This is a genomic window from Streptomyces hygroscopicus subsp. hygroscopicus (assembly GCF_030269125.1).
Taxonomy (GTDB): Bacteria; Actinomycetota; Actinomycetes; order Streptomycetales; family Streptomycetaceae; genus Streptomyces; species Streptomyces hygroscopicus_C.
Genome location: NZ_BSSM01000012.1, coordinates 257370 through 276459, shown reverse-complemented (window position 1 = coordinate 276459; position 19090 = coordinate 257370). Strand labels below are relative to the sequence as shown.

Annotated in this window: 18 protein-coding genes; 8 read left to right on the top strand and 10 right to left on the bottom strand. The window is 74.6% G+C overall.

The window, feature by feature from the left end:
- The first annotated feature begins 18 nt into the window (after positions 1-18).
- Positions 19-885: a 5-oxoprolinase subunit C family protein gene (locus tag QSK45_RS26120; RefSeq protein WP_285560993.1), complete on the top strand. Its 867-nt coding sequence runs from the start codon at positions 19-21 to the stop codon at positions 883-885.
- 4 nt (positions 886-889) lie between these two features.
- Here the strand turns inward: QSK45_RS26120 and QSK45_RS26115 are convergent, their stop codons facing one another.
- The 5 genes from QSK45_RS26115 to QSK45_RS26095 form a co-directional block, all read right to left on the bottom strand.
- Entirely contained in the window at positions 890-1768 is an 879-nt protein-coding gene (locus tag QSK45_RS26115; RefSeq protein ID WP_285560992.1) for an SGNH/GDSL hydrolase family protein, read from the bottom strand.
- Positions 1765-2940, bottom strand: coding sequence for a glycosyltransferase (locus QSK45_RS26110; RefSeq protein WP_285560991.1), 1176 nt, complete (start codon positions 2938-2940; stop codon positions 1765-1767). Before QSK45_RS26110 ends, QSK45_RS26115 begins: the two co-directional genes overlap by 4 nt.
- A complete protein-coding gene (locus tag QSK45_RS26105; RefSeq protein ID WP_285560989.1) occupies positions 2937-4064 on the bottom strand; it encodes a glycosyltransferase family 4 protein in 1128 nt (375 codons plus the stop codon). Before QSK45_RS26105 ends, QSK45_RS26110 begins: the two co-directional genes overlap by 4 nt.
- 558 nt (positions 4065-4622) lie before the next feature.
- Positions 4623-6041, bottom strand: a complete 1419-nt coding sequence (locus QSK45_RS26100; protein ID WP_285560988.1) for a HEAT repeat domain-containing protein — start codon at positions 6039-6041, stop codon at positions 4623-4625.
- Positions 6042-6341: 300 nt separating this feature from the next.
- Complete coding sequence (locus QSK45_RS26095; RefSeq protein WP_285560987.1) at positions 6342-6734, bottom strand: ankyrin repeat domain-containing protein; 393 nt, start codon at positions 6732-6734, stop codon at positions 6342-6344.
- A 263-nt stretch (positions 6735-6997) separates the two neighbouring features.
- On the opposite strand from QSK45_RS26095, the gene QSK45_RS26090 reads away from it, so the two are divergent.
- Both QSK45_RS26090 and QSK45_RS26085 read left to right on the top strand, forming a co-directional pair.
- Entirely contained in the window at positions 6998-7192 is a 195-nt protein-coding gene (locus tag QSK45_RS26090; protein WP_285560985.1) for a hypothetical protein, read from the top strand.
- 49 nt (positions 7193-7241) lie between these two features.
- A complete protein-coding gene (locus QSK45_RS26085) occupies positions 7242-8846 on the top strand; it encodes a hypothetical protein (RefSeq protein ID WP_285560983.1) in 1605 nt (534 codons plus the stop codon).
- A gap of 144 nt (positions 8847-8990) precedes the next feature.
- Here the strand turns inward: QSK45_RS26085 and QSK45_RS26080 are convergent, their stop codons facing one another.
- Positions 8991-10502 (bottom strand): SCO1417 family PLP biosynthesis transcription factor, encoded by a 1512-nt coding sequence (locus QSK45_RS26080; RefSeq protein ID WP_285560981.1) that lies wholly within the window; start codon positions 10500-10502, stop codon positions 8991-8993.
- Positions 10503-10603: 101 nt separating this feature from the next.
- Between QSK45_RS26080 and yczE the strand changes: the two genes are divergently transcribed.
- The 4 genes from yczE to QSK45_RS26060 all read left to right on the top strand — a co-directional run bounded on the left by yczE (position 10604) and on the right by QSK45_RS26060 (position 14075).
- Positions 10604-11254 (top strand): membrane protein YczE, encoded by a 651-nt coding sequence (gene yczE, locus QSK45_RS26075; protein ID WP_285560978.1) that lies wholly within the window; start codon positions 10604-10606, stop codon positions 11252-11254.
- Positions 11251-12018: a glycerophosphodiester phosphodiesterase family protein gene (locus QSK45_RS26070; RefSeq protein ID WP_285560976.1), complete on the top strand. Its 768-nt coding sequence runs from the start codon at positions 11251-11253 to the stop codon at positions 12016-12018. The genes yczE and QSK45_RS26070 overlap by 4 nt, the downstream gene beginning before the upstream one ends.
- 54 nt (positions 12019-12072) lie before the next feature.
- Complete coding sequence (locus tag QSK45_RS26065) at positions 12073-13434, top strand: MFS transporter (RefSeq protein ID WP_285560974.1); 1362 nt, start codon at positions 12073-12075, stop codon at positions 13432-13434.
- 266 nt (positions 13435-13700) lie between these two features.
- Positions 13701-14075: an RNA polymerase-binding protein RbpA gene (locus tag QSK45_RS26060; protein ID WP_003977404.1), complete on the top strand. Its 375-nt coding sequence runs from the start codon at positions 13701-13703 to the stop codon at positions 14073-14075.
- Between the two features lie 116 nt (positions 14076-14191).
- On the opposite strand, the gene fxsA is transcribed toward QSK45_RS26060, so the two are convergent.
- The 4 genes from fxsA to QSK45_RS26040 all read right to left on the bottom strand — a co-directional run bounded on the left by fxsA (position 14192) and on the right by QSK45_RS26040 (position 18356).
- Entirely contained in the window at positions 14192-14752 is a 561-nt protein-coding gene (gene fxsA / locus QSK45_RS26055; protein WP_285560972.1) for an FxsA family membrane protein, read from the bottom strand.
- A 50-nt stretch (positions 14753-14802) separates the two neighbouring features.
- A complete protein-coding gene (locus tag QSK45_RS26050) occupies positions 14803-15600 on the bottom strand; it encodes a polyprenol monophosphomannose synthase (RefSeq protein WP_285560970.1) in 798 nt (265 codons plus the stop codon).
- Between the two features lie 607 nt (positions 15601-16207).
- On the bottom strand, positions 16208-17797 hold the full coding sequence (locus QSK45_RS26045) for an amidohydrolase (protein WP_285560968.1): 1590 nt from the start codon (positions 17795-17797) through the stop codon (positions 16208-16210).
- Between the two features lie 118 nt (positions 17798-17915).
- Positions 17916-18356 (bottom strand): Lrp/AsnC family transcriptional regulator, encoded by a 441-nt coding sequence (locus QSK45_RS26040; protein WP_285561065.1) that lies wholly within the window; start codon positions 18354-18356, stop codon positions 17916-17918.
- A 215-nt stretch (positions 18357-18571) separates the two neighbouring features.
- On the opposite strand from QSK45_RS26040, the gene QSK45_RS26035 reads away from it, so the two are divergent.
- Positions 18572-19006: a hypothetical protein gene (locus tag QSK45_RS26035; RefSeq protein WP_285560967.1), complete on the top strand. Its 435-nt coding sequence runs from the start codon at positions 18572-18574 to the stop codon at positions 19004-19006.
- The last annotated feature ends 84 nt before the right edge of the window (positions 19007-19090 follow it).

Below are 19090 nucleotides of genomic sequence, written 5' to 3'. Positions count from 1 at the left end.
CGTACCGATGGAGGGGCCATGACCGACCGCGCGCTCGTCGTCGTACGACCCGGGCTGCTGACCACCGTGCAGGACCTCGGGCGACCCGGGTACGCGCACCTCGGAGTGCCCCGCTCCGGGGCGCTGGACCCGCCCGCGGCGGCACTGGTCAACCGGCTGGCCGGCAATCCGCCGGGGGCCGCCGTGCTGGAGACGACGCTCGACGGCTGTGCGCTGCGCCCCCGCTCGACGGTGATCGCGGCGGTCGGCGGTGCGCCCTGCCCGGTCTCCGTCGGCGGCCGCCCGGTGGCGTGGGGCGCGCCCGTCGTGGTGCCCGCCGGTGACGTCCTGGAAGTGGGCGCGGTGGTGGCCGGGGTACGGAGCTACGTCGCCGTCCGCGGCGGCCTCGCCGTGGAGCCGGTGCTCGGCAGCCGCGCCACCGATTTGCTGTCCGGCCTCGGCCCGGCCCCGCTCGCCGAAGGCATGGTGCTGCCGCTCGGCCGCCCGGCCGGGCCGCCCGCGCGCGTGGACGCCGCCCCGCAGCCGGGGCCGCCCGCGGAACTCGTGCTGCGGGTGGCGCCGGGCCCGCGCGCGGACTGGTTCACGGCGCGTGGCCGGTACGACCTGACGGCGCGCGCCTACCGGGTCTCGCCGGCGAGCAACCGCATCGGCCTGCGCACCGAGGGCCCGCCGCTGGAACGGGCCAGGGAGGGTGAACTGCCCAGCGAGGGAATGGTGTTGGGTGCCGTACAGGTGCCGCCGGACGGCCGCCCCGTGGTCTTCCTCGCCGACCATCCGACGACCGGCGGTTACCCGGTGATCGCGGTGGTCCGCGCGGCCGACCTCCCGGCGGCGGCCCAGGCGGCGCCGGGGACGCCCGTGCGGTTCGCGGCGGTGGGCCGGTGACGGGTCAGCCGACGCCCGCCTCCAGCCGGCCTCCGCGGGGGCCCGCCGGTTCGGTCCGGGCCTCCGGCAGGGCGGCCAGGGCGGCGGACACGGCGGCCGTCGTGTGCAGGTCGAGGCGGGCCGTGGTGCCCCGGGCGCGGTGGCGCAGTTCCTCGGCGGCGAGGGCGAGCAGCTGGGGCAGCAGGTCCCGGCAGCGCCTGGCCACCCAGGCGCTGCCCGCGGTGGCGAGCCAGAGCAGGCCGGCCGCGCGGGTCGGTGCGGGGAACTCCGGTTCGGGGGACGGGGGCCGGCCTGTCGCACGGCCCGCCTCGGCGAGCAGGGCGTGGAAGCGCACGGCCAGTTGCCGGTGACCGCGTTCGCCGGGGTGCAGCCGGTCCGCGCTCCACAGGCTCCGGTCGGCGATCCAGCCGCCGTCGGCCGCGTGCAGGTGGACGGCACCGTACCGGTCGGACAGGGCGTGCACGACCGCGTTGACCGCGCGCTGGCGGCGGGCCAGGGGGATGGCCAGGGCGCTCGGCAGGCCGAGCATCGCGCCCGGGTCGGGCAGGCAGGCGGTGAGCAGGGTGGCGCCCTGGCCGACGCAGGCCCCGTAGACCTGGTCGAGGCGGGCGGCGACCGCGCGGACGTCGAAGGTGTGCCGCAGCGTGTCGTTGACGCCGACGACCACGGCGACCAGGTCGGGGTGCAGGGCGAGCGCGGCCGGGGTCTGCCGCTCCAGCACGTCCCGGGTCTGCGCGCCGCTGACCGCGAGGTTGGTGAACTCCGTGCCCGCGCCGAGCGAGGGAGCGAGCAGCGCGGCCCAGCCGCGGGGGCCGGCGTCGGTGAAGTCGCCCACGCCCTCGGTCAGCGAGTCCCCGAGGGCGACGAAGCGGACGGGTCTCATGCCACGCCCTCCGGCACGCCGTGGCGGGTGTCGCCGCGGCGCGGCACTCCCGCGTCGTGGGCGGCGAGGAACGCCTCCACGGCGGTGCCCCAGCCGAAGCACTCGGCCCGCGCGCGGGCCGCCTGCCGGCGCTCGGGCTCGGGGCGGTCCAGGAGGAGTTCGACGGCGTCGGCGAATGCCTCGCCGTGGTCGGCCGCGGTCGCCCCGGCGGGCCCGATGACCTCGGGCAGCGCGGAGGAGGCGCTGGCCACCACGGGCGTGCCGCAGGCCATGGCCTCCAGGGCGGCGAGTCCGAAGGTCTCGGCGGGCCCGGGGGCGAGGGCGAGGTCCGCGGTGGCCTGGAGCGCGCCGAGCGCGGCCCGGTCGGAGAGGTGCCCGAGGAAGGTCACCGGCAGCCCCCGTTCCCGGGCGCGCTGCTCCAGGCGGCCCCGCAGCGGGCCGTCCCCGGCGACCACCAGCACCGCGGGCCGTCCGCGTCGTATCAGCGCCGCCAGGGCGTCGAGGGCGGTGCCGGGGCGCTTCTCCACGGACAGCCGGGAGCACATCACCAGCAGGGCCTCTCCGCCGCGCGCGTACCGTGCGCGCACGCCGGGGTCGCGCAGGGCGGGGTGGCGGGCCGTGAGGTCGACGCCCAGGGGGGCGCGTACGACGTTGCGCGCGCCGATGCGGACGAACTCGCGCTCGGCGTACTCGGTGGTGCACACCACGCGTGAATAGACGTGTGCGGTACGGGTGTTGAGGGCGTCGGCGGCCCGCCGGGAGAGGTGGTCGGGCACGCCCCAGGTGCGCAGCACGCCGTCGGCGGTCTCGTGGGAGACCATCACGGCGGGCACGCGGGCGCGGCGGGCCCAGCGGCCGGTCCAGCGCAGGGTGGTGCGGTCGGAGACCTCGAGCCGGTCGGGGCCGAGATCCTCCAGGAGGGCGGCCAGGCGGCGCCTGTCGGTCAGGACGCGGTAGCCGCCGGTGCCGGGGAGCAGCGGTCCGGGCAGGGTGATGACGCGGCCCTGCTCGGTCTCGGTGTCGGTGTGCCGGGCGCCGGGCACGATCAGCACCGGTTCGTGGCCCGCCGCGAGGAAGCCCTTGCCCAGCTCCCGCAGGGCGGTGCGCAGGCCGCCGGACGCGGGTGCGACGAAGTTGGCGAGCCGGACGATGCGCAGCGGCCGGGCGGTCATGCCGCCACCGCCGTCCGGCGCCCGGCGAGCACGTCCTCGTAGTGCTCGATCAGCCGGTCCCCGACGGCGGCCCAGGTGCGGCCCTCGACCAGGGTGCGGGCGGCGGCCCCGAACGCGGTGCGGCGCGCGGGGTCCTCGGCCAGGTCGCGCACGGCGTCCCGGACGGCGTCGGCGTCGCAGGGCGGTACGAGGAGTCCGGTACGGCCGTGGTCGACCAGGTCCAGCGGCCCGCCGGCGGCCGGCGCGACGACCGGAACGCCGCTGGCCATGGCCTCCTGCACCGTCTGGCAGAAGGTCTCGAAGGGGCCCGTGTGCACGAACAGGTCCAGCGAGGCGAAGATCCGCGCCAGGTCGTCGCCGGTGCGGCGGCCCAGGAAGGCCGCGCCGGGCAGGGCGTCGGTCAGGTGGGCGTGGCTGGGCCCGTCGCCGACGACCACCAGCTTGACGCCTGCCGTCCCGCTGACGCCGGCGAGCAGTTCGACGTGCTTCTCGGGGGCGAGCCGGCCGACGTAGCCGACGATCAGCTCACCGTTCGGGGCGAGTTCCCGGCGCAGCTCCTCGTCACGGCGGTCTGGCCGAAAACGTACGGTGTCCACGCCCCGCGGCCACAGCCGGACCCGGGGCACCCCGTGCGCCTCCAGGTCGCCCAGGGCGGCGCTGGAGGGGGCGAGGGTGCGGTCGGCGGCGGCGTGCACGGAGCGGATGCGGCGCCAGGCGGCGGCCTCTCCGGCGCCCATGTACGTGCGGGCGTAACCGGCGAGATCGGTCTGGTAGACGGCGACGGCGGGCAGGCCAAGCCGCGCGGCCGCCGCCATCCCGCGCACGCCGAGCACGAACGGACTGGCCAGGTGCACCACGTCGGGCCGGTGCGAGACGAGGGCCGCGGCCAGGCGCCGGCTGGGGAGGGCGACGCGGACCTGGGGGTAGCCGGGGAGCGGGAGGGACGGTATCCGGACGACCGGACACGGGGCGTCCGTGTCCGGGCCGGTGCCGGGAGCAGGGGCGGGAGCGACGACGAGCGGGTGGTGACCGCTGTCTGCGAGGTGCCGGGCGGTCTGGAGCGCGCAGTGGGCCACGCCGTTCACATCGGGGGGAAAGGATTCGGTCACGATGACGACACGCATACGGGTGTTGTCGCCGCGCCGGACGTGGCCGCGTCAACGTCGATCTTTCCGCCCGGGGAACGTCCCATGAGCGTTGTGCTCGCGGGCGAGCGGGTCGGGTGGCCGTCATGGGCGGCTGGTCCGGGGGTCACCCGCCGTTCATGTGACGGGGCGGGAGGGCGCCTCGAAGCCTGGGGTGGGCCGGTGGGCGCGGGGCGAGTGCGCCGGTGGTGCGCTCTGGGCGCGCCTCGGGTGCGCGAGCGGGTCGTGTGCGGGCGGGTGGGCGAGGGCGACCGGGCGACCGGGTCCGGCGTGCGGCACGACGCGCGCCAGGGCGCGCATACCTTCCCGTGCGGCCGGGCTCCGGCACGAAGGATGCGGGCCGGCACGAAGGGCGCGGGCCGGCACGAAGGATGCGGGCCGGCGCGGAGGGCGCGGGCCGGCACGAAGGGCGCGGGCCGGCGCACAGGTCGACTCGCGCCCTGTCCGTACGAGAGCCCGTCGCCTCCACCCGCGCCGGTGCCGTCGGCGTCGAACGGGGCCGGGCGGGCGGCCGCGGCGGCACGCCCGCCGCCCTCCTCAGCCCGTCGTCATGTCCGGCCCGAAGCGGCTGCGGACCGCCGTCTGGACCTCGTCCTCCTCGGCCGGGTCCGCGGCGAGGCGGCGGAGGCGTTCGACGACACGGGTGTCGCCGGTCTCGGCGTGGCGGGCGGCGAGTTCGCGGGTCGTCTCCTCGCAGTCCCAGAGGCATTCGACGGCGAAGCCGGTGGCGAAGGAGGGGTCGGTCGCGGCGAGGGCGCGGGCGGCGCGGCCGCGGAGGTGGGAGGAGGCGGTCTCCCGGTAGACGTGGCGCAGCACCGGCGCCGCGCAGGCGATGCCGAGGCGTCCGGCGCCGTCGACCAGGGTCCACAGCGTGGGCGCGTCGGGTCCCTCGCCGCGCACGGCCTCGCGCAGGGCGCCGAGGACGAGCGGGCTGTCCTGGGCGCCCCCCCGGCAGGCGAGCATGCGTCCGGCGGCGGCGCCGAGCGCGTCGGGGCGCTGCGCCCAGCCCCGCGCACGGTCCACGGCCGCGATGCTGCGCATGCGTTCGAAGGCGTCGACCGCGGCGTCCACGACGACCGTGGTGCCGTCGGCGACCGCGGCCTCGATCAGAGCGAGTGCCTCGGGGTCGGAGCTGTCGGCGAGATACCTCAGTGCGGTGCAGCGGGCACCGTCGGTGCCGGTGCGGGCGGCCCGGACGATCTCCGGCCGGTCCTCGGGCCCGGCCACGGCGACCAGGCAGCGGGCGGCGGGCACGTGGAGGGCGGCGCCGCGGTCGAGGCCCTGCTGGGCCCACTCGAAGACGGCGCGCACGCTCCAGCCGGGGCGGGGTCCGGTCGGCCGCATCTGCCGTTGCCAGCGGTCGAAGCATCCGGCCTCGTGGGCGGCCCGCACCCGCGCGCCGATGGCCTCGCGCGGGTCCTCGGCCCACAGCCGCCAGGGCCGCGGCTCGAAGGCGTCACGCACGGCGGCGGCCAGCTCGGCCTCGCCCTCGGCGTCGGCGGGGAAACGGGCGAGCACGGGGGCGGCGAGGGCGCGCAGCCCCGCGTCGTCGTCCCGCAGCGCCAGTTCGTCCAGCGCCCAGGCCCAGTTGGCGCCCCGCGCGGCGTACCGGCGCAGCAGGTCGAGGGCGTCGCGGCGGCCGTACGAGGCGAGGTGGCCGAGCACCGCGAGCGCCAGGCCGGTGCGGGACTCCTCGGTGTCGAGGTGGTCCTCGGGGTCGAAGAGATGCGCCTCGACGGCGTCCAGTTCGCCGTTCAGGTCGAGGAAGAGCCGGGCGTAGTACAGGGAGCGGTTCTCCACCTGCCAGTCGTGGCGGGGATCGCGCAGCACACAGTGGTTCAGGGCCGCGAGCGCCTCCGCGCGGGGCGCGGTGAGCGCGTGCAGCGTGCCGTCGCCGCGGCCCCGCTGGAGCAGGCCGAGCAGCGTACCGCTGGGCGCTATGACCGGATCGAACATGGGAAACAGCCTCACATCAAGCGTCGACGCAACCGGGGAACACGCACTACCTGGCCGCGTGACACAACGGAGGAGCGCCCGCCGTCTCTTGCTTGCTGTAGACCATCTCTCTCTGCCTCTCGTCGGTGGCCCATGCGGACCGCATCACGGTCCGCGCGGTGCGGCAACACCTGCCCAGCCATCGCGTCCGTGAATCACGTCGTCATGATGACCCGCGGTGTGTGCTGCCGCGACCGTATTTCCGGCGGCCCTGTACCGCCTCCCCCGTTTTCCGTGTCGTCGCTGGTCAGAAGTCCGGCGTCAGCTGACGCCGAAGAGTTCGAGGACGTCGGCCCGACCGAACATCCGGGCGGTGTCGACGGCCGACGGCGTGCCCGCGGCGGGGTCGGCGCCGCCCTCCAGGAGGGCCTTGACGACCTCCGTCCCACCCTTGAAGACCGCGCCCGCGATCGGGGTCTGCCCCCGGTCGTTGACGCGGTTCGCCTCCGCACCGCGGGCCAGCAGCGCGCGCACCGCGTCGGCGTGTCCGTGGTAGGCGGCGAGCATCACCAGGGAGTCCCCGCGGTCGTTGGTGAGGTTGGCCGGAACGCCCGCGTCGACGTACGCCACGAGTGCCTCGGTCTGCCCCTGCCGGGCCAGATCGAAGATCTTGGTCGCCAGCTCCACGACCTCGGGGTCGGGGGCTTCGCTCATCGCCGGACCGCCTCTCATTACAACCGTTCAGGTGAACCGCAAGGGTACTGGCTCGTGCCTCACATGACCCGTTGTGCCCGGCGTAAGGATCGTTACGGGTGAGATCGTCCGCGAGCGCCCCGGTCCGCCGGGGCCGCGCAGGCTCCACCGGTCGGGCGAATAGTCACGATATTCACTCGGTTGCGCTCTTTGTCGTATAGACACATGCTGTGATCCTGGAAGTACTGATGGTGACTGTCCCCCTCGACACCAGGAGGCACCCAATGATCCTCTCCATGTCAGGCGTCGTCCTGCTCGGCACCGTCATGTTCCTCTACTTCCGCAAGGACGGCCTCAAGGGCTCGCACGCCTGCGTCTCCACGCTGTTCGGGTTCTACCTGTCGAGCACGGCCATCGCCCCGAGCATCAAGGCCGGCGGGGAGAGCCTGGCCAGCCTCCTGGGCGGCATCAAGTTCTGACGCCGGCCCCGCAGCACGTCCCGCCCGTACGCACCACCAGGAGACAGCAGTGGCCCGGCGGCCCCTCCCCCGCATTCTGAGCAAGGACGGCGCGCAGATCGCCCGGACGCAACTGGCGCGGAGCCGGGAACTGGCCCGGACGGCGGCCGACAGCGCCACCGACGTGCTCCATCCGCTGATCACCCTCTCCCGCGGGCTGCGCCTGCTGGCCTCGGCCGGGCGGCGCCGGTGGGCCGCCACCCCCAAGGACCGGCGCGGGCCGCTGCTGTTCCTGGTGGCCTGCCTGGTACTGGTCGTGGCGCTGGCGCCGTACGGGCCGCTGCTGGCCGTCATCACCGTGATGACGGCGGCGGCCTGGCTGGGCCGCGACCGCACGCCGCCCGCGTCCGAGGGCCCCGACGAGTCCCGGGCCGAGCGGCTGCGGGCGCTGTACGAGGCACTGGTGCCGTACTTCTCCGTCCCCGAGGACCCGGCCCCGCTGTACGCGCACGGCGGGGAGTGGCAGAAGGCCTTCCCCGCCCACGAGTTCGACGACGGCGGGCGGGTCGGACAGCTCGTGCTCCGCTACCCGGCGTACTTCCCGGACGGCGAGCCGGAGGCCCGCGCGCGGATCGAGCAGGTGCTCACCGCGAAGGCGGGGCGCGGGCGCGAGTACCGGTTCGGGTGGGACGAGGAGGGCAACCAGCTCGCCGTGACCGCGCTCCCGCCGCTGCCCGCGGACATCGTGGCGCAGCGGTACGTGACCGCGCCCGGGGAGAGCGTGCTCGGCTTCACCGACCCCAGCGAGGTGCAGCGCACGCTGCCCCTCTCCTTCGGGGACTACGGGGACGCGTACGGCGAACAGCGCGACGTCCCGCCCGTCGTCTGGCGCACCGGCGCCCGCTCCACCGAGCCGCACCTGCTGGCCGTCGGCCAGCCCGGCAGCGGCACCTCCACCCTGCTGCGTTCGCTGGCCCTCCAGGCCCTCCAGTACGGCGACGTCCTCATCGTGGACGGCGGGGGCACCGGCGAGTACGCGTGCCTGACCGGCCGGGAGGGCGTGCCGGCCGTGGAGTGCGCGCTCCCCGGGGCGCTGACGAGCCTGGAGTGGGCCGCGCGGGAGACCGAACGGCGGCTCGTCGAGATCAACCTCGCCCGGCAGGCGGGCGACCCGCCCCCGGCGGACACCCGGCGCCCCCTGTGGATCCTCTTCGACCGGCCGAGCGTGTTCGCGCACCTCGCGGAGGTCGACGGCCGCGAGGATCCGCAGACGCTGCTCCAGGTGCCGCTGCGGCACGGGCGGGCGGCGAACGTCACCGTCGTCGTCGCCGAGCACTACGACGGCCTCGACGCGCTGAGCGACGCGGTACGGCAGCACACGCGGGCGCGGGTGGCCCTCGGGTCGGCGACGGCGCGGCAGCTGGAGGGGGTGCTGGGGGCGGCGCCGCGCACGACCCCGCCGGCCCAGGTACCGCCGGGTCGGGGGTACGCGCGGCTGGGCCACGGCCCGGTGCACCGGCTCCAGGTGCCGCGGACACCGGACCCCTATGACGACGCGACGAGCGAGGACGACCGCAGGGCGGTGCTGGATCTCCTGCCGCCGCGGACCGCGCGGCCTGCTCAGCCGATCGACCTGACCAAGCCGGCCCCCGCGGAACCGGTACCGGCCGAGTAAGCGGGCCGACGGCGGTTCCTCGGGCGCGGGCGGTCGCGGCTCGTCGCGCGGTTCCCGCGCCCCCCGGGGCGCGGGGAGGCGCGGACCCCGGGGCGCGGGGAAGCGCGGACCCCGGGGCGCGGGGAAGCGCGGACCCCGGGCGCGCTACGCGACGAACGTCCGCGGTGACTCCGCCGCCGTCCCCGTCCCCCCGGTCTCCACCAGCCGCGCCGCCGCGGCCAGCCGGACCGCCGCCTCCTCCGCCACCGCTCCCCCCACGGTGAACGGCAGCCGGACGTACCCCTCGAACGCGCCGTCGACGCCGAAGCGCGGCCCGGACGGGACGCGGACGCCCGTGCGTTCGCCCGCTTCCGCGATGCGGGAGCCGGAGAGGCCGCCCGCGCGGACCCAGAGGGTCAGGCCCCCCTGGGGGACGGAGAACTCCCAGTCCGGCAGCGTCTGGCGGAGCGCGGCGACCAGGGCGTCCCGGTTCTCCCGGGCCTGGGCCCGGCGAAGGGCCACCGCCTGCTCCCAACCTCCCGTGCTGAAGAGCCAGTTGACGGCGAGCTGCTCCAGCACCGGCGTGCCCAGATCGGCGTACGCCCGCGCGGCGACCAGGCTGCGGACGATGTCCGGGGCCGCCCGCACCCACCCGATCCGCATCCCCGCCCAGAACGCCTTGCTGGCCGAACCGACCGTGATCACCGTGGACCCCGCGGGGTCGAACGCGCACACCCGGCGCGGCATCCGCCCGCCGCCCAGCTCCTCCTCGAGCCACAGCTCGGTCATCGTCTCGTCGGCGACGAGCACCGTCCCGGCCGCGCGGGCCGCGTCCACGAGCCGGCGCCGCTGGTCCTCGTCGGCCAGCGCCCCCGTGGGGTTGTGGAAGTCGGCGACCACGTAGGCGAGCCGCGGCGCGGCCTCCCGCAGGACCTGGCGCCAGCGGTCCATGTCCCACCCGGCGAGCCCCTCGGCCATCGCCACGGGCACCAGCCGCGCGCCCGCCTCCCGCATCAGCTGGAGGATGTTGGCGTAGGAAGGGGACTCCACCGCGATGCGCTCGCCGCGGCCCGCGAAGAGATGGCAGATCGCGTCGATGGCGCCCATCGCGCCGGTCGTCACCATGATCTGCTCCGGCATGGTGGGGATCCCGCGCGCGGTGTAGCGCTCGGCGATCATCGCGCGCAGGGCGGGCAGCCCGGCGGGATAGTCCCCGTGCGTGTGCGCGTACGGCGGCAGTTCCTCCAGCGCTCCCTGCACCGCGCGGGTGAGCCAGGGCTCGGGCGCGGGCAGGGAGGCGCAGCCCAGGTCGATCATCGAGCCGAGGGCCTCCGGGGGCAGGGGCTCCAGACCGCGCGCGGGCACCGGGTTCCCGGCCGGTACGGCGGTCCAGCTGCCCGCGCCCCGCCGGGACTCCAGGAAACCCTCGCCGCGCAGCGCCTCGTAGGCGGCCGCCACCGTGGTGCGGCTGACGGAGAGGGCGAGGGCCAGTTCGCGTTCGGCGGGCAGCCGGGCGGCGACCGGGACGCGCCCTTCGAGCACCAGCAGCCGGATGCCGTCGGCCAGCGCCCGGTAGGCGGGCGGGCGGCGGCTGCCGGGGCCGGCCGGCCGTTCCTGCTGGGAGTTGAGCAGCCGGGCGAGCTGCGCGGCCCCCACCGCCGAGGTCCACTGCGTCATGAGATCAGTCCACCTTCCCCGGATTGGCCATGGATGGAGTTTCTCTCCAAGCCACAGAGTGACATGCGTCAGGCCACCATCACTACCCAGGGGGGTATGTTGTGTCCGCTCCGGGACATAGAGGACGCCGATTGCTCCAGCTCTACGTCGGACTCACCCTCTACGGGGTGAGTTCCGCGCTGCTCGTGGCCTCGGGCCTCGGCCTGGAGCCCTGGGGGGTGCTGCACCAGGGGCTGGCGAGACGGACCGGGCTGAGCATCGGCGAGGTGGCGATCATCGTGGGCGCGGCGGTGCTGCTGCTGTGGATCCCGCTGCGGCTGCGCCCCGGACTCGGCACCGTCTCCAACGTCTTCCTCATCGGCCTGTCCCTGGACGCGACGCTCGCACTGCTGCCCGCGGCCCACTCGCTCCTCGCCCGTGTGCCGCTGATGTTCGCCGGGATCCTGCTCAACGGCGTGGCGACCGGCCTGTACATCGCGGCGCGCTTCGGACCCGGCCCGCGCGACGGTCTGATGACGGGTCTGCACCAGCGCACCGGGCGCTCGATCCGGCTGGTGCGCACGGTGATCGAGGTGAGCGTGGTGGTCACCGGGGTCGTGCTGGGCGGCACCATCGGCGTGGGCACCGTGCTGTACGCCCTGTCCATCGGCCCGCTGGCCCAGTTCTTCCTGCGGGTGTTCGCCCTGCCCTCGGAATCGAGCGGCAGGATCGTTGCCGGAAGGACACCCGGCCGAGCGATACTGCGTCGGTGACCACCGCGATACGCCACCCCTACCTCGACCACCCGGGCCCCCTCGCCTTCGCCCATCGCGGCGGAGCCGCCGACGGGGTGGAGAACACCGTGGCGCAGTTCCGCCGCGCGGTGGAGCTGGGCTACCGCTACATCGAGACCGATGTGCACACCACGGCGGACGGCCGGCTCGTCGCCTTCCACGACTCGACCCTGGACCGGGTCACCGACGGCGCGGGCCGCATCGCCGACCTGCCCTGGGCCGAGGTCGAGCGGGCGCGGGTGGGCGGCCGTGAACCGGTGCCGCTGTTCGAGGAGTTGCTGGAGACCTTCCCGGAGGTCCGCTGGAACGTCGACGTCAAGGCGGAGCCCGCGCTGCGTCCCCTGCTGGACCTGATCGAGCGCACGGGCGCCTGGGATCGGGTCTGCGTGGGCTCGTTCTCCGAGGCGCGGGTGCTGCGCGCCCAGCGGCTGGCCGGGCCGCGCCTGGCCACCTCCTTCGGCACCCGCGGGGTGCTGAACCTGAGGCTGCGCTCCTGGGGGCTGCCCGCCGCGGTGCGCCGCTCGGCCGTGGCGGCACAGGTGCCCGAGGCCCAGTCGGGCGTCCCGGTGGTCGACCCCCGCTTCGTCCGCGCGGCCCACGCGCGCGGCCTCCAGGTCCATGTGTGGACGATCAACGAACCCGAGCGCGTGCACCGGCTGTTGGACCTCGGCGTGGATGGCATCATGACCGATCACATCGACATGTTGCGCAAGGTCATGGAGGAGCGCGGGGTCTGGGTCTGAGCGACCGGACGCCCGCCACCCTTGCCTTCGCAGGGGAGCGGAAGCGAGGGCACGATGGGGATCGACACCGTGCGCGCGGAGGCGGCGGACGAGACCGCCGACCTCAGGCGCCAGCAAAGAGGCTGGTACTTCTACGACTGGGCGTACTCCGTCTATTCGGCGAGCGTCCTGACCGTTTTCATCGGCCCCTACCTCACCTCGGTCGCCGAGCACGCGGCGGACGCCGACGGCTACGTGCATCCGCTGGGCATACCGGTGCGGGCGGGGTCGTTCTTCGCCTACTCGGTGTCCCTGTCGGTGATCCTGGCCGTCGTGGCGATGCCGCTGGTGGGCAGCGCGGCCGACCGCACGGGCCGTAAGAAGCCGCTGCTCGCGGCGGCGGCGTACACCGGCGCGGCGGCGACCGCGGGCATGTTCTTCCTGGACGGCGACCGGTACCTGCTGGGTGGGGTGCTGCTCGTCGTGGCCAACGCGGCGGCGGCCGTCGGCGCGATGCTCTACAACTCCTACCTGCCCCAGATCGCCCCGCCCGAGGACCGCGACGCGGTCTCCTCCCGCGGCTGGGCCTTCGGCTACGGCGCGGGTTCCATGGTCCTCGTCGCCAACCTGGTGCTGTACTCGGCGCACGACTCCTTCGGCCTCACACAGGCGCAGGCGGTGCGCGTCTGCCTGGCCTCGGCGGGCCTGTGGTGGGGCGCCTTCACCCTCGTACCGCTGCGCCTGCTGCGCGACCGGCGCGCGCGGGCGGCGGGCATCCGGCCGGCGGACGTCCCCTCGACCGGGCTGCGGCAGCTGGCCGCGACGGCGCGGGACATGCGCCGGCATCCGCTGACGCTCTCCTTCCTGCTGGCGTACCTGATCTACAACGACGGCATCCAGACGGTCATCTCCCAGGCCTCGGTCTACGGCTCCCAGGAGCTGGGGCTCGGCCAGTCGACACTGATCGTCGCGGTGCTGCTGGTGCAGGTGCTCGCCGTGGCGGGCGCGCTGGCGATGGGCCGTCTCGCGCGCAGGTACGGCGCCCAGCGCACCGTCCTCGGCTCGCTGGTGGCCTGGACGGTCACGCTCGCCGCCGGGTACTTCCTGCCCGCGAAGGCGCCGGTGTACTTCTTCCTGCTGGCCGCCGGTATCGGCATGGTGCTCGGCGGCAGCCAGGCGCTGTCCCGCTCGCTCTTCTCCCATCTGGTGCCGCCGGGCAAGGAGGCCGAGTACTTCTCGGCGTACGAGCTCAGCGACCGCGGGATGAGCTGGCTCGGGCCGCTGCTGTTCGGCGTGACGTACCAGCTGACCGGCAGCTACCGCTCCGCGATCATCTCCCTGGTGGCCTTCTTCGTCATCGGGTTCGTGCTGCTCGCGCGGGTCCCGGTGCGGCGGGCCATCGCCGCGGCGGGCAACCCGGTCCCGGAGAAGATCTAGCGCCGATTTAGCGCTCGGCACGAAAGGGCGGTAGTGTACGCGTTTGGCCTGCCAGGCGTACCGTTACTGCGCGTCAAAGATGCCGAAACGCTGGGTGACATCTGCTAGCAGATGTGACAAACCGGGCGCCTGTGGGTAGAACAAGGGGCGGCTACGACGGCGACGCATGACCCGGAACGGGAATCTTTACCGCCGACCGGACGTTGACCGGATGACGACGACAGCGACACCTGTCCTGTGGGCGACAAGCCCGGGAGGCACGATTCATGAGTGAGCGAGCTCTTCGCGGTACGCGCCTCGTGGTGACCAGCTACGAGACGGACCGCGGCATCGACCTGGCCCCGCGCCAGGCCGTGGAGTACGCATGTGAGAAGGGGCATCGCTTCGAGATGCCCTTCTCGGTCGAGGCGGAGATCCCGCCGGAGTGGGAGTGCAAGGTCTGCGGGGCCCAGGCACTTCTGGTGGACGGCGACGGCCCTGAGGAGAAGAAGGCCAAGCCCGCGCGCACCCATTGGGACATGCTGATGGAGCGGCGCACCCGTGAGGAGCTCGAAGAGGTCCTCGAGGAGCGCCTGGCCGTGCTGCGCTCGGGGGCGATGAACATCGCCGTGCACCCCCGGGACAGCCGCAAGTCGGCATAGCGGGAAAGCCGCGGAGCGCACCTGTACGAGACCGCGGGCGCCGTACGTCTTCAGGGACGTACGGCGCCCGCGGTCTCGTCGTGTCGCGGGAGCGCCGGGGCGGCGCCGCGGAGTGGCTAGCGGGCCAGCGGCGGCCGCCGGTCATCCGATCCGCCACGGTCGGAGCGTTCCTCGCGGATGACCTCGCCCTGGACCACCTTGCCGTCGGGGCGGTGGATGCGGGCCTGCTGGAAGGCGTCGCCGAGGCTGCCCGGCCCGGCGCCGCGCAGCGTCTTCTCGAAGGTGTTCTCGGCGAGGCGGCTCACGGCCTTCTGGACCGGGGGCAGCAGCAGGAGCAGGCCCAGGACGTCCGAGATCATGCCGGGGATGATCAGCAGCAGACCGCCGAGCATGGTCAGTCCCTTGCCCTCGCCGCGCCGGGGCGAGCCGCCGCGTTGCAGGGCCTCGCCGAGGTTCTGGAAGGCCCGCCGGCCCGCCCGCTTGATCACCACGGAGCCTGCCACCACGCCCGCCACGAGCAGCAGGAACACGGTCATGCCGCCCGCCGCGTCCGCGACCAGGGTCAGCAGCCAGATCTCCAGCACCAGCCACACGGCGATGCCCAGCGGCAGAAACCTGCGCAGCCGGGAGCGCCGGGGCCGGGCGGTGTTCGGGGAGGTCGGAGCGCCTGTCGTCATACCCCCAGTGTGCCTGGCCCCGGCTCAGCGCCGGATAAGGGGCCGTGCGGCTACGGGGTGTGCCTGTCCTTGCCGGTCAGCTTGGCGACGCGGTCCCCCGCGCCCCAGGCGGTGACCCGCCACAGCGCCTCGACCAGGATGTCCTTGCTCATCTTGGAGTCGCCCAGCTCGCGCTCGACGAAGGTGATCGGGACCTCGATCACGTGGTAGCCGGCCTTGACCGCGCGCCGGGCGAGGTCGACCTGGAAGCAGTAGCCCTGCGAGGCGACCTCGTCCAGGCCCAGGCCCTTGAGGGTCTCGGCGCGGAAGGCACGGTAGCCGCCGGTGATGTCGCGCAGCGGCAGGTCGAGGGCGAGGCGGGAGTAGAGGCTGCCGCCGCGGGAGATGAACTCGCGGGACTTGGGCCAGTTGACCACCCGGCCGCCGGGCACCCAGCGGGAGCCGAGCACCAGGTCGGCGCCCTTGAGGGCGGTGAGCAGGCGGGGCAGCTCCTCGGGCTGGTGGGAGCCGTCGGCGTCCATCTCGACCAGCACGCCGTAGCCGCGCTCCAGGCCCCAGCGGAAGCCCGCGAGGTAGGCGGCGCCCAGGCCCTCCTTGCCCTTGCGGTGCATCACCTGGACGTGTTCGTCCTCGGCGGCCAGCTCGTCGGCGAGCTTGCCGGTGCCGTCCGGGCTGTTGTCGTCCGCGATCAGCACGTGCGCCTCGGGGACGGCCTTGCGCACCCGGCCGACGATGGCCTTGATGTTCTCCGCCTCGTTGTAGGTCGGGATGATCACCAAGGCCGTGCCGAGCGGCCCGAACTGCCTCTCCTGGGCCTCGGCCGCGAGGGTCCCGTCGCCGTCGTTCACTGCTGCCCCTTCTGGTCGTACGCAGGCGTCCACCATAGTGGCCGCCGCCTGGGTAGACGTGACAGCTCGTACGTATGGTGGTGTCGATTGCACAAGAGTGGGGTAAGAACGTGTTTTTGGGGATGATCCCGCCCTGTTTGCGCCACGTTCTTTTCCTCTTCCGACTGTTCGGATGGCCCCGGACACGGATGGGTTGCCTCCCCCGTGCTGCGGATGGGGGCCCGGCGCCCTTCGGGCCGACCTGGGACCCGCTGGCTGCGGATCGACCGAAAGCCGTTGTCTACTGAGGCCGGGCCCCACCCGGGTCGCACCTGGCCGACCGGCTGGAACGCTCCCCCGCCGGCGCGGACGCTGAGCCTGGCTGCCAGCGGCGGTGCCCCGGTGCGGGGCGCCGTCCCTGACCCAGCGGCGCGGCGGGCAGATGCGCGAAAGCTTCCCGGTCGGGCGTCCGGTGGTGGACTCGGACGAACCTACCGGCCCTTCGCGCCCGACTGTCAACAGCCTCCTGACCTGCGCTTACGGCAGGACGTCCGGAAGCAGTGCGGAGGATGCGCAGGTCGCACGAGGCAGCACCGGCGAGGGGCGGCCGCCGCACCGCCCCCGGAGATCACTCGCCCGGCCGTACGAAGACGGTCCGTCCGCCCACCACGGTGCGCAGGCAGCGCGGCAGTTCACCGCCCGGGGTCAGGTCGGGCAGTCCGGGGGTGCCGGAGCGCGGGTCGGTCGACCAGCGGGCCACCCGGTCGTCGGGGGCCTGCACGACCAGCTCGCCGGTGCGCCAGACGGCGAAGTCGGCGGGCGCGCCCGGCACCAGGACACCCGCGTCGTCGCGGCCGATGGCCCGCCAGCCGCCGCGGGTGTGGGCGGTGAAGGCGGCGCGCACGGAGACGCGGTGCTCGGGCGTGTGGTGGAAGGCGGCGGCGCGGACCGTGCCCCAGGGGTCGAGCGGGGTGACGGGGCTGTCGGAGCCGAAGGCCAGCGGGACGCCGGAACGCAGCAGGGCCGCGTACGGGTTGAGCATGCGGGCGCGCTCGGCGCCGAGCCGGCGGGCGTACATGCCGTCCTCGCCTCCCCACAGCGCGTCGAAGGCGGGCTGCACGGAGGCGATCAGGCCCAGCTCGGCGAAGCCGGCCACGGTCTCGGGGGTGAGCATCTCGGCGTGCTCGACGCGGTGCCGGGCGGCCCGGACACGGGCGAGGCCGACCTTCTCGGCGGCGGCGCGCACCCCATGGACCACGGAGGTGACGGCGGCGTCGCCGATGGCGTGGAAGCCGGCCTGGAGGCCCGCCTCGGTGCAGGCGATCACGTGGGCGGCGATGGCGTCGGCGTCCAGGTAGGCGGTGCCGGTGTGTCCGGCGTCCGCGTACGGCTCGTGCAGGCACGCGGTGTGCGAGCCGAGGGCGCCGTCGGCGAACAGGTCGCCCGCGGCACCGACCGCGCCCAGCTCGCGGGCCTTGTCGACGTCCTGCTCGGCCCAGTAGCCGAGGACGCGTGGCCCTGGCAGCCCGGCGGCGAGCTTCAGCAGGCCGGTGAAATCGTCCTCGGAGGAGATCTGCGGTCCGCCGCACTCGTGCACCGAGCCGATGCCGAGGGAGGCGGCGTGCGCCAGCGCGGTGCGCTGGGCCTCCTCCCGCTGCGCGGGGGTGATCGCGGCGAAGGCGGCCTCGCGTACGGCGTGGTGGGCGTCGCGGGTGAGCGGCGCGTCCGTGCGGGGCAGGTCGCCGCCGACCATGTCCAGCAGGGCGGTGGTGACGACGGCCGAGTGCACGTCGATGCGGGAGAGGTACAGGGGGCGGCCACCGGTGGCCGCGTCCAGCTCCGCGCGCGTCGGCGGCCGGCCGCCGGGCCAGCGGGCGGCGTCCCAGCCGTGGCCCAGCAGCACGCGGTCGCCGGGGCGGGCGGCGGCGAACTCACGGACCAGCGCGAGCGCGGCCTCCAGGGAGGGGGCGGCGGTCAGGTCGAGACCGGTCAGGGCGAGGCCGGTGGCGGTGGTGTGCACATGGGCGTCGGTGAAGGCCGGGGTGACCAGGGCGCCGTCGAGGTCGATCACCTCGTCCACTCCGTCGGCGAAGGCGTCCGCGGCGCCCTCGGAACCGACCCAGGCGATATGGCCGGACTCCACGACCATCGCGGTGGCGAAGGGGTCGGCGGGGCTGTGGACGTCGCCGTGGCGGAGGAGGAGGGTGCGGTCGCTCATGGCGACAGTTTCTCTCGGCCGGCGCGGGTCCGTGCACCTGGGGCGGTTTCGGGCGGTGCCCGGCGCCGGCGGGGGCCGCGGTGGCCGCCGTACGACCGCGGCGGCGCACGCCCCCGGGTCAGACGCGCGGCGGGCGGGCCTCGTACGGCGTCGACAGGACGACCGTCGTGCGTGTCGAGACGCCCGCGAGGCTCCGCAGGCGCGCCAGCAGTTCCTCCAGTTCGTGCGGGGTCGCCACGCGCACCTTGAGGATGTAGTTCTCGTCGCCGGCGACGCTGTGGCATGCCTCGATCTCCGGGACGTCGGCGAGACGGTCGGCGATGTCGTCGGGGGCGCTGGGGTCGAACGGTTTCACCGAGATGAACGCGGTGAGCGGCAGCCCGACCGCCTCCGGGTCGACCACCGCGGCGTAGCCGCGGATGACGCCACGCTGTTCGAGCCGGCGCACCCGCTGATGCACGGCCGACGTGGACAGGCCCGTGGCCTTGCCCAGGTCTGTGTAGCTCATCCGCCCGTCCTTGACGAGCAGCTGCACGATCTGACGGTCCAGCTCCTCCATGGCGCCAAAACCTACAGGGCGTTCGATCTCCTCGGACAGCCGACGGGCCTCGGTGGAGGTCCGCACGGTCATCTGCGCGCGGCATGTGACGAAGACCACACGGTTCGAACAGGCTCCGTGATGTTCTCGTGATTACCGCCGAGGGCGGACGGGAAGTGCTTGCTGTGGTCGAGGCCGCTGCGCCTTTCACGGCCCAGCCTTAGGGGGAGAATCCCATGCAGAGTGTCAAGCGCCCTGGTCGATCCGCGTCCAAGCGGCAGCAGCCGGTGGTCGAGCCCGAGCCGGAGGGCGTCGAACCCGACTTCCTCGATGAGGAGTTGGACGACTACGACACCTTGGAGATGTACCGGGTGATCTGCCCGGACTGCGCGCAGCCGATCGCGCTGCTGGCGGACGAGGAGATCCTGCCGGAGCACGCGCTGTGCGCCTCGCCGTGGAACCCGTTCGGGCTCACGGTGTGCGCGGGTACGGGCCGTTCGGCGGCCGACGCCCGCCCCGCGGACGCGTCCGGCGCGCCGCAGGAGCAGGACACCGCCCTGCTGCTGACGCTCCCCCAGGGTCTGAACTGGCGGACGCAGCCCTTCTCGCACGTCGGCGGTCCGGGATCGCGCCCGATGCGGGTGCCGGAGATGCGCCGCCGGGCCGCCTGAGCCCGCGCGACCCGGCCCGGTCCGGCGCCGGACGTCCCTGGACTGACGCTCGAATCGGGCGGGCGGTGACCTGGGGACCGGGTG

What these genes read in the sequence shown, in the direction of transcription:
- QSK45_RS26120 (WP_285560993.1), top strand. Translation starts at nt 19, where the DNA reads ATGACCGACCGCGCGCTCGTCGTCGTACGACCCGGGCTGCTGACCACC.
- QSK45_RS26115 (WP_285560992.1), bottom strand. Translation starts at nt 1,768, where the DNA reads ATGAGACCCGTCCGCTTCGTCGCCCTCGGGGACTCGCTGACCGAGGGC.
- QSK45_RS26110 (WP_285560991.1), bottom strand. Translation starts at nt 2,940, where the DNA reads ATGACCGCCCGGCCGCTGCGCATCGTCCGGCTCGCCAACTTCGTCGCA.
- QSK45_RS26105 (WP_285560989.1), bottom strand. Translation starts at nt 4,064, where the DNA reads ATGCGTGTCGTCATCGTGACCGAATCCTTTCCCCCCGATGTGAACGGC.
- QSK45_RS26100 (WP_285560988.1), bottom strand. Translation starts at nt 6,041, where the DNA reads ATGTTCGATCCGGTCATAGCGCCCAGCGGTACGCTGCTCGGCCTGCTC.
- QSK45_RS26095 (WP_285560987.1), bottom strand. Translation starts at nt 6,734, where the DNA reads ATGAGCGAAGCCCCCGACCCCGAGGTCGTGGAGCTGGCGACCAAGATC.
- QSK45_RS26090 (WP_285560985.1), top strand. Translation starts at nt 6,998, where the DNA reads ATGATCCTCTCCATGTCAGGCGTCGTCCTGCTCGGCACCGTCATGTTC.
- QSK45_RS26080 (WP_285560981.1), bottom strand. Translation starts at nt 10,502, where the DNA reads ATGACGCAGTGGACCTCGGCGGTGGGGGCCGCGCAGCTCGCCCGGCTG.
- QSK45_RS26065 (WP_285560974.1), top strand. Translation starts at nt 12,073, where the DNA reads ATGGGGATCGACACCGTGCGCGCGGAGGCGGCGGACGAGACCGCCGAC.
- QSK45_RS26060 (WP_003977404.1), top strand. Translation starts at nt 13,701, where the DNA reads ATGAGTGAGCGAGCTCTTCGCGGTACGCGCCTCGTGGTGACCAGCTAC.
- fxsA (WP_285560972.1), bottom strand. Translation starts at nt 14,752, where the DNA reads ATGACGACAGGCGCTCCGACCTCCCCGAACACCGCCCGGCCCCGGCGC.
- QSK45_RS26045 (WP_285560968.1), bottom strand. Translation starts at nt 17,797, where the DNA reads ATGAGCGACCGCACCCTCCTCCTCCGCCACGGCGACGTCCACAGCCCC.
- QSK45_RS26040 (WP_285561065.1), bottom strand. Translation starts at nt 18,356, where the DNA reads ATGGAGGAGCTGGACCGTCAGATCGTGCAGCTGCTCGTCAAGGACGGG.
- QSK45_RS26035 (WP_285560967.1), top strand. Translation starts at nt 18,572, where the DNA reads ATGCAGAGTGTCAAGCGCCCTGGTCGATCCGCGTCCAAGCGGCAGCAG.